Annotated in this window: 10 protein-coding genes, 1 tRNA gene and 2 pseudogenes; 6 read left to right on the top strand and 7 right to left on the bottom strand. The window is 68.7% G+C overall.

Going from position 1 to position 15,325, the window contains the following annotated elements; all coding sequences use genetic code 11:
- The 4 genes from NTX40_04010 to NTX40_03995 form a co-directional block, all read right to left on the bottom strand.
- A partial coding sequence (locus NTX40_04010) for a UDP-N-acetylglucosamine 2-epimerase (protein ID MCX5648249.1) occupies positions 1 to 223 on the bottom strand: 223 nt, incomplete at its 3' end.
- Positions 224 to 986: 763 nt separating this feature from the next.
- Positions 987 to 1,076: transfer RNA gene (locus tag NTX40_04005), tRNA-Ser, on the bottom strand.
- Positions 1,077 to 1,251: 175 nt separating this feature from the next.
- On the bottom strand, positions 1,252 to 3,057 hold the full coding sequence (locus tag NTX40_04000) for a hypothetical protein (GenBank protein MCX5648248.1): 1,806 nt from the start codon (positions 3,055 to 3,057) through the stop codon (positions 1,252 to 1,254).
- Complete coding sequence (locus tag NTX40_03995) at positions 3,054 to 4,736, bottom strand: glycosyltransferase family 39 protein (GenBank protein ID MCX5648247.1); 1,683 nt, start codon at positions 4,734 to 4,736, stop codon at positions 3,054 to 3,056. The genes NTX40_04000 and NTX40_03995 overlap by 4 nt, the downstream gene beginning before the upstream one ends.
- A 654-nt stretch (positions 4,737 to 5,390) precedes the next feature.
- Here NTX40_03995 and NTX40_03990 point away from each other — a divergent pair.
- The 4 genes and pseudogenes from NTX40_03990 to NTX40_03975 all read left to right on the top strand — a co-directional run bounded on the left by NTX40_03990 (position 5,391) and on the right by NTX40_03975 (position 9,304).
- Positions 5,391 to 5,570, top strand: a pseudogene (locus tag NTX40_03990) (DapH/DapD/GlmU-related protein).
- A 71-nt stretch (positions 5,571 to 5,641) separates the two neighbouring features.
- Positions 5,642 to 6,643, top strand: coding sequence for a GNAT family N-acetyltransferase (locus NTX40_03985; protein MCX5648246.1), 1,002 nt, complete (start codon positions 5,642 to 5,644; stop codon positions 6,641 to 6,643).
- A 9-nt stretch (positions 6,644 to 6,652) separates the two neighbouring features.
- Entirely contained in the window at positions 6,653 to 8,284 is a 1,632-nt protein-coding gene (locus NTX40_03980) for a glycosyltransferase family 39 protein (GenBank protein ID MCX5648245.1), read from the top strand.
- A gap of 9 nt (positions 8,285 to 8,293) precedes the next feature.
- A complete protein-coding gene (locus NTX40_03975; protein ID MCX5648244.1) occupies positions 8,294 to 9,304 on the top strand; it encodes a GNAT family N-acetyltransferase in 1,011 nt (336 codons plus the stop codon).
- Here the strand turns inward: NTX40_03975 and NTX40_03970 are convergent.
- From NTX40_03970 to NTX40_03960, 3 genes and pseudogenes are all read right to left on the bottom strand, one after another.
- Positions 9,301 to 10,326, bottom strand: a complete 1,026-nt coding sequence (locus NTX40_03970; GenBank protein MCX5648243.1) for a lysylphosphatidylglycerol synthase transmembrane domain-containing protein — start codon at positions 10,324 to 10,326, stop codon at positions 9,301 to 9,303. The genes NTX40_03975 and NTX40_03970 overlap by 4 nt on opposite strands.
- Positions 10,323 to 10,934 carry an acyltransferase gene (locus tag NTX40_03965; GenBank protein MCX5648242.1) on the bottom strand — a complete coding sequence of 204 codons (612 nt, stop codon included), beginning with the start codon at positions 10,932 to 10,934 and terminating at the stop codon, positions 10,323 to 10,325. The genes NTX40_03970 and NTX40_03965 overlap by 4 nt, the downstream gene beginning before the upstream one ends.
- Positions 10,935 to 10,958: 24 nt before the next feature.
- A pseudogene (locus NTX40_03960) lies at positions 10,959 to 11,102 on the bottom strand (acetyltransferase).
- 890 nt (positions 11,103 to 11,992) lie between these two features.
- Here NTX40_03960 and NTX40_03955 point away from each other — a divergent pair.
- Positions 11,993 to 13,180, top strand: a complete 1,188-nt coding sequence (locus tag NTX40_03955; protein MCX5648241.1) for a DegT/DnrJ/EryC1/StrS family aminotransferase — start codon at positions 11,993 to 11,995, stop codon at positions 13,178 to 13,180.
- A gap of 628 nt (positions 13,181 to 13,808) precedes the next feature.
- Entirely contained in the window at positions 13,809 to 15,257 is a 1,449-nt protein-coding gene (locus NTX40_03950; GenBank protein ID MCX5648240.1) for a radical SAM protein, read from the top strand.
- Positions 15,258 to 15,325 lie beyond the last annotated feature (68 nt).

Genomic DNA, 15,325 nt, shown 5'->3' with positions numbered 1-15,325 from the left:
TGGCCGCCGTCTGGGCCGCATGGGACCCGGAGCCGACTTCGAGGTTGATATCCGGCTCGGGAATCTCCAGTTGCCGGAAGAACAGGTCGCTCATCCGCTCGTCGTAATGCTGGCCGGTGTGGACCAGGAGCGGCTGGATGTCCGGATACGCCGCGTAGGCCCGCATCAGCGGGGCGATTTTCATAAGATTCGGCCTGGCGCCGACAATGTTGAGGATGCGCATCGCGCGACTCCCCCTAGGACAGTTTGCCGATGAGGTGAGGACCGCGGTCTCGGACCGCACCGAGCGCCAGCCGCCGCCACACGGCGACCATCGGACGGTACTGCGGACCGTCCGGTCGCCTATCGGGCACGCAACCGCCCGGTGCCGGCGTACGTAGAAACCTCAGCGGGGCGGTACGGCTTGCCTGCCTCATCAGAATTCTCCCCCTTGAAGAACGCGAGTCAGGGACCTGGGGCCTCTGGCTCGGTTGTGCGATGAACGGCGACCGAACTCGCGACGTATGGGCGAATGGCCGCGACTCCCACGCATCGGCCCCGCCACATAAGGAGAACTCGAGAGCGGCAACCGCTGCGAGCGTGCGATAGTATAAATCATTGTCCCCCCAAATGCAAACCGGTGGTTCGGTAGATGCTGTCAAGAAGTCCGTGTAAATTCGGGTCGAGGTCGCGTAGGGTGCAGTACAAACTCCATTTATTCCGCCATCACTTCGCCAGCCTCTGCGCCAATCACCAGGTGGCGTACCGGAAGGCCCTGGCGTGGCTCGGGCACAGTTCATCCGAGATGCTGGACCTGTACTACCACCTGCGCGACGAGGACAGCAGGCAGGCGATGATGGCCCTGGCTGGAGAGGAAAAAACCGTCGAGGAGGAGGCGCTGGTCTCTTGCCTTCCTGAGGGCAATTTGAGGGCAACGGGCCGGTCAAGAATCGAGAAAACGCTGCAAGTCCCGGAGGTTCAGGAACTTGTAGCGTGCCTTTCAGATATGGCGGAGAGGCCGGGATTCGAACCCGGGGTACCCTTGCGGGCACACACGGTTTCCAACCGTGCCCAATCGGCCGCTCTGGCACCTCTCCGCGCGGGGACGTCGGCCGTCGAGACGGTGGCGAGGATACCGCGGGGATGCTGGCGCGTCAAGGCGGGGGGATAAACATTGCGGATTGCGGATTTCGGATTGCGGATTTGACAGCAACGGATGCACGGCGAAACAAGCGCGGCGGCGGGCTTTAACGGCACCCGGCGCGACGGGGCTCAGGGGGCGGGCGGTTCCTGCTTGCGGAAGCGGCCCTCGGATCGGAGGCGTTCTTCCTCGACGAGTTCTCTCCACGCCCCGGGCTCGACGTCGGCGATCCACTCGGTGGAAATCCGGTCGTAGTCCACGCGGTACACCAGGAAGGCGTTCTCGGGCAATGGCTGTCCGGTCGGCGGATAGACGCGCTCCAGGTACGGTCGCTCTGCAAGCGTGTCAAGCCACGACTGCGGGTAGCCCGTGGGCTCGATGTCGGGGGACCAGTTTTTGATGCGGCGCGTCGGATGGATGGCGATGTATTGGATCTCGAAGTAGCGGAGGACGCGGGTCTGGTTGCGCTCGGTGGTGCCGAAGAAGTAGCGAGGGACGGCGGCGGCCCAGATGATCGGCCGGCCCGTCAAGGCCATCAGGCTCTCCTCGTTGTAGAGGATGCGGGCGTCCTCGGGGGTGTAGAGGCGGATCCAGGTGTAGCCGGCCTCGGTTTCGGGCGACAGGCGCCTCAGTTTCCACCAGACGTAGGGCGGGACGGAGAGGAGTTGCCCGGCCATGGCCAGGAGGAGGACGACGGCGGCGGCCCGGCCGATCCATCGGCTGCCCCCGGTGCGGCGAAGGGTCAGCCGGCTCAAGGGGCGCGCCGCCAGCAGCGAGAGCATCAGCGTCGCCGGGTGCAGGTACCGGACGTCGTAGGCGCGGCGGAGCATGACCACGTAGGCCGCGATGTAGGCGAACAGGGGGAGCGCTGCGACGAGCGTCCAGGCGCCGATGGAGTCGGGCAGGCGCGCCAGCGCGCCCAGCCGGCGCCGCAGGAGGTCCCGGACGAAGTCGCGTGCGCTCCGCCAGGCGGCGTACACCGCCGTCGCCGACCCCAGGACCGCGATCACCAGGCCGCTCGCGCCGAACATCGACAGCACCGCCAGGGGGTTTCCGATGCTGAGGGGCACGGCACTCATCTTCGGGGACGGCAGGTTAAGGCCCGGGAACGAGAGCGGCGTCGCATAATAGCGGATCATGACCGGCTGGCCGAAGTGTTCCATGTGCCAGATCATGTCGGGCACGAGCATCGCGATTCCGACGGCGAGGGCGACGGCCAGACGGAGAAGGCGTGCGGGCCAGGTGTCGCCGGGGCGGAGGATCGCCGCCGCAAGGATCGGCGGGATGAGGACGGTGGCGACGGGCGACTTGGTGAGGAACATGGCGGCGAGGGCCAAGCCGAGGACCGCGCCCAGGCACGCCGCCGACCACAGTCCGCGACCGGAGAGGACGCACGCCATCGCCGCCGCCGTGAAGGCCAGCAGCGGTATCTCCTGGTAGAACACCATGCCGAAGAGGACGTTCATCGGGATCGTGAGCGCAAGGGCCCAGGCCCAGAGGGCGGCCCGGTGGCCGCCGAGCGCCCGGCCGGCCAGGTAGGTCGCGATCCCCAGCAGGAAGACGAACGACGCGTGGTAGAGTTGGGCGCCCACGAGCGAGGTGTAGCCGACCGCGCGCCAGAAGACGGCCAGCCCCATGTGCCAGAGGCACGCGTCATAGTAGGGGACGGCGCCGGGGCCTTCCTTGAAGAAGGCGGGGTCGTGGTCGACGCGCCAGGTCATCGTGAGGAAGTCGCGCAAGGAGTGGGTCTGGTCGAGGGCGGTCCAGTAGTTGGCGGCGCGTCGGAAGTGGCGGGCTTCGTCGCCGATGATCGGTTTGGTGCCGATCGTCCAGGCTGCCAGGTACGCGCAGACGCCGGCCGTCGCCAGCACCACGAGGGCCAGGCGCCGCCTCGAGACGCCGGGCGAATCCGGAACCGTCGGGGGGGCGTCGGTCATTCGGGGGCTCCGGGGGCGGGCTCGGGCCGTGGGGCCTCGCCCGGCCGCGCGAGGCGTTTCCACTCCTCCGGCATGCGGTCCTCGTCCACCGAGTAGAGGAGGAAGCCGTCGCTGTCGTACACTTTCGTCAGGTAGGACCGGCCGTCGAGCGTCGCGATCCAGTCTTCGGGGTAGGCGGCGGGAATCTCTCGCGGGTCGCTGGTGGGCATTCGGCGCGTCGGGTGGACGGCTATATAGCGGACGTCGGCCGACAGCAGGAGCAGGGCTTGCGTCTCAGCGTCCACGTTGAACAGGGTCCGAGGGCTCAGCGCGCCCCAGATGATCGGCCGGCCGGTCACCGAGTAAAGGCTTTCTTCGATGTAGAAGATGCGGGTCTCGGGCGGGGTGTTTCGGGCGATCCAGTCGAAGGCCTTGGCGACGGCCGGTTCGAGGGAGCGCTTCTGCCGGACCCCCCACGGGACGACGAGGAACTGGCCCGCCGCCGCCAACGCCAGCCCCGCCGCCCCCACCCGCTTCCACGAGAACCCTCGCGGACGCCGCCATGGCAGGCGGACGGAGGCGAGCGGCCCGGCCACGAGGAGCGCGGCCGGAAGGACCATCGGATAAAGGTACCGGACGTTGTAGGCGTGGCGGAGGAAGATGAAGAAGGCCGCCAGGAACGCGAGGATCGGCAGGCCGAAGAGGAGAGCGGCTTGCAGTTGCGGCGGGGGTTCCGGGCCCTTGCCGAAGAGGCGGCGTGCCGCAGCCCACACGGCCGCGGGGAACCGCGCCAGCGCCAGGCCGACCGCCCAGGGGAGGATCACCAGGCCCGTCGCGCCGAGCAGTTGGCCGGCCGCCAGCGGCTCCAGGATGCCGTGAGTCTCCCAGGGGCGTGCGGCCGGGGGAACGTTGCCCATGCGGTCGCCGACGGCCTTGGGGAACGGGACGAACCGCGGGTTGCCGCGAAGCAGCGGCCGGCCGAAGTGCTCCGTCTGCCAGGCCAGTTCCGGCCCCATCAGGAGCGCCAGCACGAGGGCCGCCATCGCCAGCCGCACCAGCCTCTCGCGCCACCGGTCGCCCAGGTACACGACCGCCACGGCGAACAGGGGCGCCACCAGGGCGGTCGCGCTGCCGAGTTTCATCAGGCACGCCAGTCCGAGGGCGGCGCCGAAGGGGACGGCCCAGCGGCGCAGGAGGAAGTAGAACGCCATCGCCGCGCAGGCGAGCATCGGCACTTCCATGTAGAACGCCATGCCGCCCAGCACCGTTGTCGGGACCGAGAGCACCAGGGCCCAGGCCCAGGCCGCCCCTCGCGGCCCGTAAAGTTGCCGTGCCGCTAGGTACGTGAAGACGCCCAGCAGAAAGGGGAAGGAGGTGTGGTACACCTGGGCCGACGCGACGCCCGGCCCGCCCGTCAGCCGCCACAACTGCGCGAGCGTCAGGTGCCACAGGCACGGGTCCCAGTAGCCGATGTAGCCGACGCGATCCGGCGGATAGAGGGGGTCGTAGGGGATCCGCCAGCCCTCGTGGTAGTAACTGATGGCGCGGCGGAGGTGGGAGGCCTCGTCGCCGATGATCGGCTGCGTGCCGGCCGACCAGGCGTAGAGCCAGACCGCCGCCACGGCGCTGGCGATGAGGAGGAGAGCCAGTTCGCGCCGCGCCAGAGGCGACCGTGGCGGGGCGTTGATCGTCGCGTCCATGGTGTGGCCATCTATAGCAGAAAGGCGCGGCGGCGGTAAGCCTTTTTTGGGCGAGCCGGATTTTGCGCCGCGCCTTGCTTATTGAACCCCCGGGGAATACACCGGGGGCGCCGTGTCGCCGCACGAGGCGCTTGACAGCGCGTCCCGCATTGCTACCTTGTAGTCGCGGCGGCGTGCGGCGTTCGCCGCCCGGCTTGCGCCTTCGTCCCGGCGCGCCGGGACTACGGCGGACAAGTGCCGGGCGCTATCGGTCTGTCTCGCGGCGAGGTGATGTTGAAAGGCACGGGAATGGCGGGGAACGTGGGCAATGCACTTCGCGTTCTGTTCTGGCGTGTGATGCTTCGGCTTCGCGGCGGCCGGCTCGGACGCCGGTGCGTCGTCGAGCGCAAGGTGTGCCTGGCGAGCCGGCCGGGGCATCCGGTCCTCGTGGGGGACGGGGTGCGCCTGGGGCGCGGGGCGATCCTCTCGACGGCGCGGACCGGGCGGATCGTCGTCGAGGACGGCGCGACGATCGGCGCGGGCGCCGTCGTGACGAGCGACGCCGAAATCCACATCGGCCCGGGGGCGGTCATCGGCCCGCACGCCGACATCGTGGACTTTAACCACACGTTCGACCGGATCGAGGAGTTGGTGGAGTTGCACCCGATCGAGGCCCGCCCGATCCGCATCGGGGCCCGCGCGTGTGTGGGCGAACGGGCCAAGGTGCTGTGCGGCGTGACGGTCGGCGACGGGGCCTGCGTGGAGGCGGGGTCGGTGGTGACGCGCGACGTTCCGGCGGGGGCCTCGGCGGGCGGCGTGCCGGCGCGCGTCCTCGCCCCGGCCGGCCGCGGCTGACGGGTTTGCGGCGAGGGCCCCATCCGCTATAATGCGCCCTTCGATGGCCGTGATTCTGACGGAGATTCCCATTGGCAGCCGAGGTCTGCAAGCGCCGGTCGGACGACGCCGAGGTTGCCGATTTCCTGGCCGGTCAGGACACCTACCTCTTTCAGGAGCCGGTCTGGGGCCAAGTCCTTTCCTCCCTCGGCCACGAGGCGGCCTACTATTGCCTCGAAGACGGGGGGCGGATCGTCCTGGCGCAGCCGGTGCTGCACATGCGGCTGGGGTTTTTCCACCTGCTGTACGGCGGGCTGCCGTACGGTTTCGCCGTCGGCGACCTTTCGCGGTACCAGGAACTAACGGCCGGAATGGCCCGCACGGCGCGCGCCGAGGGCGTTCACCGCATCCGCCTGAGCCGCTGCGCCTGTGACCCCGACATCACCCCTGCCGGCCACGTTCCCCAGGAACACCTCCAGCACGTGCTGCATTTCGGTGGGCGGTCGGAGGAGGAGGTGTGGCGGGATTTGAAGCGGCGGGTTCGGCACGATGTGCGCGTGGCGCAAGGGCGCGGGGTGGTTGTCAAGGATGCGGTCGGCGAGGCCGACCGCGACACCATCTTCCGCATGTACTGCCAGACGATGGCGCGGAACCGGACGTATATCGTCTGGCCGCGGGCGCTGATAGAAGAAGTCTGGCGGCTGCTGGTGGAGCCGGGCCGAGGCGAGATGATGATCTCCTGGCACGACGGCGAGCCGCTTGCCGCCATGATCACCTTCTACGACGGGCCTCGGTGCTTCGCGTTCCTCGGCGCTTCGAGCGGGACGAAGCGGAACCTTCGGCCGAATGACGCGCTCTTCTGGGAGGCGATGAAGCGGGCGATGGCGCGCGGATGCCAAGACTTCGATTTCATGATGTCCTCCCGCGACGATTGCGCGCTCATCGCCTTCAAGGACAAATGGGGGGCGACGCGCTATCCGTTTCTTTTTTTCGAGAAGGACCTGGCCTGGCTGCGGTGCTGGGTGTGGAACCTGGCGTTCCGGGCGGCGCGCACCCGGCCGGGAGGCGCGGTCCTGCGCTGGCTCCGGCGATAGGGTGAAACGGTGACGGAAACGAAGATCCAACTCGGCGCGGAGACTGGCCGGGCGACGCCTTCGCCCGCCTGGGCCGCAGGCATCATCGCGCTGGCGGCGGGCATCGTCCTGGCGGCGGGTCTCGCGAGCGACGTCGTCAAGGGCGACGAGGCCTATTACTCCATGTTTGCCGAGGCCTGGTACGACGCGGGACCGTTGCACCGGCCGGTGTATAACCCCCTGTATCCGTCCGGCGAGGCGGGCTACTACTACACGACGGAGCCGCTCTGGCCTTTTGTCTGCAGCCTGGTCTGGAACGTGACGGGGGTGCACGCGTGGTCGGCCCAGGCGCTCCAGGCGGGGTTCTACGCGCTGCTGCTGGCGGCGGTGTACGGGCTGGGGCGGGACCTCCTCGGTCCGCGGGGGGCGCTGGCAGCGCTCCTGGCGACCGTCGCTGTGCCGATGGTCGGCGCGTTCTCGGTGCTCCTGTACACGGACGTTCCGTCGGCGGCGCTGTCGGCGTGTGTGGCACTGGCGCTTTTGAGGAAACGGTTCCTCGCGGCGGGAGTGGTGATGGGTCTGGCGTACCTGACGAAGCGGAACACGGCGTTCCTGGCGCCGGCGTTTGTGGTCTGGGCGCTCTGGACCGAGGGTTCGGGGTGGCGCCGGTTGGGTCGGGTGGCGGCGTTTGTTGTCCCGGCCGTCCTGGTCACGCTGCCCGACTGGTTCTGGCGGACGGCCCACCTGCCTGCCATGTACGAACCGGTGTCCCTGTCTCACATTCTGCAGCGCCTGAAGACATTCTTCTCGGAGCAGGCACGGGTGACGCTGGGGAGCGGCGGCGACGCGGACGCCGCGACGGTCGCGGAGCGCCTGTGGACCTGGCTCGGTCCGTCGGCGGGCGCGTCGCGGCTCAACAATCCTGCGGACCTGCTTCAATACGTCGGTGCCGCCGTGCCGGTGCTCCTGGGGCTGTACCTGGTGCGGCGGGCGTGGGACCGCCGCGACGCCAGGCTCTGGATCGCCATCGGCGTTTACCTGGTCATCTTTCTCCTCATGTTCACGCTCGACACGGAGATCCGCTACGCGATGCCGGTGATTCCGCTGGTGGCGGTCGTGGCCGCGCGCGGCCTGTGGGGCTGGTGCGAGAAGCCGTGGGTCCTGGGCCTCGTGGGGCTGGCGGCGTTCGGTCACCTGGGTGCGACGGCGTGGCACGTCGGGGTTCAGCGGACCCTTACGCCCGGCCAGCGGGCTGTCTTCGAGCACCTGCGGACCCGCACGCCGCCGGATGACCGAATCCTGTATCCGGGCGAAGTGATGATCCTCCAGACCCGGCGCCAGGCCGTGTGGTCCCAACTGAAGAATCCCGAGACGGGCCGCGGGTGCATCACGGGGTTCCTGGGCGAGACGGACCCGGAGCGGATCCGGAGGTTGCTCCGCGCCAACGCCGTGACGCACATCTGCATTGACGAGCGGCGCGTGTACGTGGACCGCGGCGAGGTGGTGGGCTTCGGCTATCCGCGGTCGTTCGTCGAGCGGCTGCGGACGCTCCCGTTCCTGGAGCGCGTCGAAGGCGAGTGGCCCGGCATTGAACTTTGGCATGTGAAGGGCGAGCGGGCGTGGGATGACGCGCCGGTCCCGGCCGCACGACCGGCCGAATAGGATTTCACTGTGGCGAGCCTCATCCGAAAACGCGCGATGGACGATCCCGAAGTCGCGGACTTTGTGTCGCGGCACGAGACATACCTCTTTCAGGAGCCGGTCTGGGGCGAGGTGCTGTCGGCGCTCGGCTATCCTCTGGCGTACTATTGTCTGGAGGACGATGGGCGGATCGTCCTCGCGCACCAGATGGCGCGCGTGCGGGTGGGATTCTTTGATTTATTGTGCGGCGGGATGCCCTACGGATTCGCGACCGGCGACATGTCGCGCCTCGACGACTTTCTCCGCCTGCTGCCGGAGGTGGTCCGCGCGGAAGGCGTTCATCGCATTCGCCTGAGCCGCAACCATTACGACCCGCCTTTTGAGCCGGAGGGGTACGACGTCCAGGAGCACGTCCTGCACATCCTGCACTTCGACGGGCGGACGGAAGACCAGGTGTGGAAGGATTTCAAGAGCCGCGTCCGGCGCGACGTTCGGCTGGGAGAGCGGCGCGGCGTGGCAATCGAGTCGGCCGACACGCCGGAGGCACGCGACGAACTCTTCCACATGTACTGCGACACGATGGCCCGCAACCGCACCGTCGTCACGTGGCGCCGCGCGATGATCGAGAAGGTGTGGGACCTGTTGGTCTCGCGCGGCCTGGGCGAGATGCTCCTGGCGCGGTACGAGGGCGAGCCCGTGGCAGGCATGGTCACGTTCTACAGCGGCGCCCGGTGCTTCTATTTTCTGGGCGCCTCGAGCGGCACGCACCGCAGCCTCTGCCCGAACGATGCGGTGGTCTGGGAGGCGATGCGGCGGGCGCTCGCGCGCGGTTGCGAGGTCTTCGACCTTATGACCTCCTCGCGCGACGATGCTCCGCTGATAGAGTTCAAGGCCAAATGGGGCGCGACGCAGTACCCGTTCTATTTCTACGAGCGGGACCTGTCGCGCTGGCGGTGCCGGCTGTTCGATGCGGCCTACCGGGCGGTGCGGACGCGGGTGGGCGGAGCGCTGCTGCGGCTGGTGAAAGGGCGCGGCGACTAGGGGCCGCCGTCGGACGGGAGAGCGGCAGCCGCCTCGGGCAACGGCCGACCGGCGACTTGGCCGACGAGATAAAGCAGCCCCACCGCCGCGTACAGAATCAACCGCGACAGCAGCAGAAACGACACAAACTCCGGCTGCGGGTACCCCAGATAGCCGAACAGCGCCACGGACGTGAACTCGCTTAACCCCACCCCTCCCGGAATGGGCGACAGAAACATCGCTGCCGCTCCCACCACCATCACCGTGAAGACGACGAGGAAAGTGATCTCTTTCTCGCCCGGCGGGACCACGGCGCACACCAGCAGCCAGTTGGCCCCGATCATCATCACCCAGATGCTCACGAGCAGGGCGCTGAAGAGGAGGACGGGCCCTGGGCAGAGGATCCGCTCGTTGGCGTCGTAAAACTGCTCGAGGCCGTGGGCGTGCTTTTCCTCGAGGCGCAGGAGCCAGGCGACGGGGGCCCATCGGCGAAACGGCGCCAGACACGCCCGCACGAGGCCCACCAAGCTGGCCGTCAGACGCCGCCGGCTCAGAATCACCGCGACGGCGACAAAGGCCGCCAGAACGATCAGCAGAAACCAGAGCCGACCGCTCCTCGGGTCGCCGCGAAAAATAAGCCACGCGGCGAGGACGGCGGCGAAGACGGTCCAGAGGCTCTCGAGCACCCGGTTGACGAGGGCAACGCCGGTCAATGGGCCCCCGCCGCGCATCAGCATGGGCACGACGAGTTCGCCCGCCCGGCCCGGCGTGAAGGTTCCGACCAGGTACAGCGTCGAGAAGAGGCGCAGCGATTGCCGCGCGTCCACGGGAACCCCCGCCAGACAGGACATCAGGTGCCACTTGACGAAGAAGCCGGCGAGGGTGGCGGCGAAAAGGCCCATGGCGCCGGCGAGCAGGCCCGGATGGCCGAAGGCGGCAAGCATGGCGCTGGCGGCCTTGACGGGGTCCGCCCGCCAAACGACCCACGCGAGCAGGCTCAGGCCCATTAGAAGCCACACGATTCGCCAGGACGTGCGTTTCACGCCGGCCTCTTTCCTTTCTCGGAGGAATCGCCGCGAAAACGGACGACCCGCGCCGGGACGCCGACGGCCACGCCACGGTCGGGAATGCTGTGGTCGGCCACGGCGCCGGCGCCGAGGACGGCCTGGTCGCCGACCGTCACGCCGCCGAGGATGCGCACGCCTGCGCCGAACCAGACATCGCGTCCGATGCGGATGGGAGCGGCTTCGATTGCGGATTGCGGATTGCGGATTGCGGATTGAACGGCAAGAGCGCACGGATCCGGCGGCGCGTCAAGTCGGCGGTCGAAGTCCACGATGCTGGCGTGGGGGGCGATGATGGTGTCGCGGGCGATGCAGATCTCGGCGGCGCTTCGCACGATGCCGTACTCTCCGACGTACACTCGGCTCTCCAGGGTGATGCGCCCTCCGGCGGCGGTGGAGAGGACGACGCCGCGCTGGAGCCGCACGCCGTCGCCCAGGACGATGGGCCGGCCGCGCCCGCACTCCAGCCGAACGCCCGGCGCGATGGCGCAGCGCCGGCCGATGCGCCCGCCGCGGAGCCGGAGCCGGAGACGCCAGGCGGCGACGCGGCAAAAGTTGGCGAGTTTGAGGATCCAGTCGAGGCTCACGGCAACGCCTTTCCGGTCGGCGCGTCAGCGCTCGCGGATGACCCTGGCGGGCACGCCGGCCGCGAGCACCATGGGCGGCAGGTCCTTGGTGACGACCGCCCCCGCGGCCACGACCGTCCCGTGCCCGATGTGAACGCCCGGGAGCAGGATCGCCCGGTACCCGATCCAGCAATCGTCCTCGATGGTGATGTCGTCGGTGCGGATGCCCTGGGAGAGGATGGGGGCGTCGCGATTGTCGAACACGTGGTTGCCGGTGACGGCGGCGGCCTGGCGCGTGAAGAGGACGTTTCGGCCGATGCGGATGGTGCTGCGGTGGTGGCAAAAGAGGTCGCAGCCGGTGTAGATGATGGCGCCGTCGCCGATTTCGATCCGCCCGTTCCCGCCGAGCGTGTCAATGGTGGCCCGCCCGATGAAGCACCGCCGCCCGACCTTCACGTTCCAATCAATCGAGGCCAGCGGATGAATGAGCGAGCCGGTGCGAAGCGCGAGGTACGTGTTGACGAACGGCCGGAAGAGGAGGAACGTCCGCAGGCCGCGCTTCAAGGTCTCCCAGAAGACGTGGGTTCGGACGCGGCCAAATTGTTCCTGCGGCGTTTCGGGCATCGGCGGCGTCCTCCACGGTCTCCAGGAAGGTATCGGACTCACCGTGCGGCGTCAAGGTTTTCGTCGAAGGCGCCCGGCGTGTGTTCACGCCTCCCGGCCAAGGCGCCCCCCGTGTATTCACGGGGGGCTAAATAACGGCGCTGGCCGCGCGGCACCGCATCCTTTATTTAGCCCCCGGTGAACACACCGGGGGCGCCGTGGCGCGGTCGGCTTACTATGTGAGCCGCGACCGGAAGGTCGCGGCGACGTTCACCCGCCGCTAGCGCCACACGAGCGCCGCCCGTTCGCCGCGGCGCAAATCGCGGTTGACACCCCCGTCGGCCCAAGTAGAATGGCTCTGGCGCACTTGGCCGTTTGCGGCCGGCTCTCCAGCGCACGTGGATGTTCGGCGAAGGGGCAGAGAGACCCCGCCAGGCCGGGTGGGCCGGACCTGCGGTCCGACGCGAGAGGCTTGGATGATACCCATACACCCCCCGCCGTTCGGGCTCGCGGTCCTGGTGCGTGCGGCTTTCGGGCGGCGGCCGGCCCTGCAGGAGGTCGAGGAGGCCTATGCGGCGGGATGCGGCATCGCGCACGCGGTCTGGCTTCCGTCCGCCCGGGCCGGCATCGCCTGGTCGCTCCATGCCGCGGCCGACCCCGGCGTCGCGGTCGCTTGTCCTGCCTACACGTGCAAGGTGGTCCACGAGGCCGTGATCCGGTCGGGCCTGCCGATGCGGCTGGTGGATGTTGGCCCCGAGGGGTTCCTCACGGACGGGGCCGCCCTTGTCGGCGAGGGCGGGGCGACCGTCGTCCTGTGCGAGTTGTTCGGCCACACGTACGACTTGGCTCATCTCGCCACCCTCGCGCCGTCGCCGCCGCGCCTCCGGGTCGTGGACATGGCGACGATGGTGCCCCTGCCGGAGGTCGTCGGGCGGCTTGCGGACAATGACTTCGCCGTCGTGAGTTTCGGCATCGGCAAGAGCATGTACGCCGGGTGGGGCGCCATGGGCCTGACGCGCGACGGCGCCCTGGTCGCCGAAGTCCGCGCACGGCGCGACGAGGCGGTCCAGCCGGGGGGGGCGGCCCTGGCGCTTCGACGCGGGCTCGTCATGGCCCTCCGGACGGCCGTCCAGCACCGGGCGCTGTATCGCGCGGCGAAGGACACGGCCCTGGCGATTGGTTGGCTGCACCGCCGGATCCACGGCGTTGAGCCGGCCGCCGGCTTGCCCGACCGGTGGGCCGAGGGACGCGGGCTTGACGCGGAGTGGTTTGCGCCGGCGACGAAACTCGACCTGGCCCTGATCGTCCGCAACCTCGCGTGGGCGGCCGAGTTCTCGCGTCGCCGACTGGCCCTGGCTGAGCGATACCGCGCGGCCCTCGACGGGGCCCGCGGCGTGGTCCTGCCGCCGGCGTCGCCCTATGCGCTCAGCCACTTCACCGTCCGCGTTCCGCCCGATGCCCGCCCGGCCCTCGTCCGGGCCCTCTGGAGGGCCGGTGTCGACGTCGGCACCCTCTACGAGTTTCCCGACTATCTGGATCGGGAGGCGTTCCCGAACGCGGCGCGAATCGGGTCGGAGGTTGTCAACCTTCCGCTCAGCGTGGACCTGTCGGACGGGGACGTCGGTCGGATCGCCGAGGTGGTCCGTCGCGTCGCCGCCGGTTGACATTGTTCGGACGACGGGTAGAATCGCCTCCGTGGGACTGGCGCGAACAGGAATGCGATGGTTGACAAAGCGGCACAGGCGAGTTGGAACGAGTGGGCGAAGGAACGTCCAGATGTATTGGAGAGCGTCCAGCGCGGCCCCGACCTCTATGAGAGCCGCCGCGTGGCCGAGGACGTGGCCCGGAAACTCCAACTCGGCCCATCGGACATCCTGCTGGACGTGGGTTGCGGCAGCGGCCTGTTTGACAACCTTCTGCGGGAGTTGACGGGGGCTCGCGTCGTGGGGGCCGACTTCGCCCACGCCCAGTGCGCCCTGGGTCGGCGCCATTTTCCCGACATCGGCTTCGTCGCCGCCGCCGCCGAGCATCTGCCCTTCGCCGACGGACAGTTCAGCCGCATCCTCTGCTACGGCACGTGGATGTACGTCGAGTCCCAGGAAGAGACGCTGCGGGGGTTCCTCCGCGTGCTGCGCCGGCCGGGAGTTATCCTGCTGGGGGACCTGCCCGATCGCCGGCTCCGTCACTGGCTGTACCTGGAGTATCTGAAGCGGCTTCCGGGCCACTTGGTGCGGCCGTGGCGTTGGTTGCGGAAGGCCCACGACGCGCGTCACCAAGCCACTTGGCAGTGGGTTGACATCGAGGCGACCGTGGCCCGCGCCGAGGCGCTCGGGTGTCGCGTCGAGGCTGAACCCGGAACTGGAACTGGACCTCCGCCAGCCGTCGCTCGGGGTCCAGTACCTGGCGAGCGTGATCCATCGCGATCGTCCGGGACGGTACGCGATCCGCCACGCCGACCGCCGGGTCGAGCGGGCGATGGACGAGTTCCGCCCGGACCTCGTGGCCATCAGTTCCACCAGCGCGTACTTCGGCCGGGCACGGGCCTACGCCCGGGCCGCCAAGGCGCGGGGCTTGCCCGTCCTCGTCGGCGGCATCCACGTCTCGATGCTCCCCGGGTCGCTGTACCCGGAGATGGACGTGGCGGCGCTGGGCGAGGGCGAGCGGACGATTATCCGACTCCTGGATTTGTGGGAGGAGACGGGCGCGTTTCCGCACGACCGGCTGCGCGAGATCCCGGGCGTTGCGTTTCGCGAGGCCGACGGGTCGGTCTTCCAGACTGAGCCGGTGACGCACATTCAGCCGCTCGACGAGATTCCGTTCCCCGACCGGACGCTCGCGCCGGTGCCAAGGCATGCGTACATGTTCACGTCGCGCGGGTGTCCGTACCGGTGCGCGTTCTGCGCCTCGACGCGCTACTGGCCGGGCAAAGTCCGCTTTTTCTCGGCCGAGTACGTCGTCGCGGAGATCGAAGAACTCATCCACCGCTACGGCGTGTCGCTGATTTCGTTTTACGACGACCTCTTCTGTGCGAACCTGCCGCGGTTGAAGGAAATCGCGCGGCTGTTGGAGGAGCGCCGGCTCCTCGGCCGCGTCAAGTTCACCTGCAACGCCCGCGCGAATATCGTCAGCGAGGAAATGGCCGAGGTCCTGCGGGCCATGAACGTCGCCAGCGTGAACATGGGCCTGGAGTCGGGCTGCGAGGAGACGCTCGCGTTCCTGAAGGACCGCGTGACGGTCGAAGAGAACCGGGAGGCGATCGACATTCTTCACCGCCACGGGTTCTTCGTCTCGGGGTCGTTCATCATCGGCTCGCCGAACGAGACCGAGGCCCAGATGATGGAGACATATGCGTTCCTGAAGCAGGCGCCGCTGGCGATCACGGACGTCAACATCCTCATCCCGTATCCCGGCACGCCCATTTGGGAATACGCCCTGGAGCGCGGCCTCGTGTCCAACGACATGGACTGGAGCCGGCTGACGTACGGCATGGTGGTGGACCCGAAGCATCTAATCAACCTGTCGGAGCACCTGACGGCGGAGGAGTTGTGCCGCGTCCACCGCAAGTTCCTCGTCCTGCGGTACCGGAAGGTCCTCTCGAACATCATTTTCCACCCGTACCGGATGGACCTCGTGCGAACGGCCGGACGCGTGGCGGCCGGCGCGGTGACCGGCACGGCGCGGCGGGCGTGGCGGGCGTGGCGGGCGGTCTTCGGGCGCAAGGGGGCGGAAAATGGGGTCTGACCCCGATTCTGAACACGACGCTGTAAGTGCCCATGCAGCAATGGATTAGAAAAATGGGGTCTGACCTC

Source organism: Planctomycetota bacterium, from assembly GCA_026387035.1.
In the GTDB taxonomy this organism is placed as follows: Bacteria; Planctomycetota; Phycisphaerae; order FEN-1346; family FEN-1346; genus JAPLMM01.
This window is presented reverse-complemented; position numbering and strand designations above follow the sequence as displayed.

Coding starts and splice junctions, on each gene's coding strand:
- NTX40_04000 (MCX5648248.1), bottom strand. CDS start 3,057: ATGACCGACGCCCCCCCGACGGTTCCGGATTCGCCCGGCGTCTCGAGG.
- NTX40_03995 (MCX5648247.1), bottom strand. CDS start 4,736: ATGGACGCGACGATCAACGCCCCGCCACGGTCGCCTCTGGCGCGGCGC.
- NTX40_03955 (MCX5648241.1), top strand. CDS start 11,993: ATGATACCCATACACCCCCCGCCGTTCGGGCTCGCGGTCCTGGTGCGT.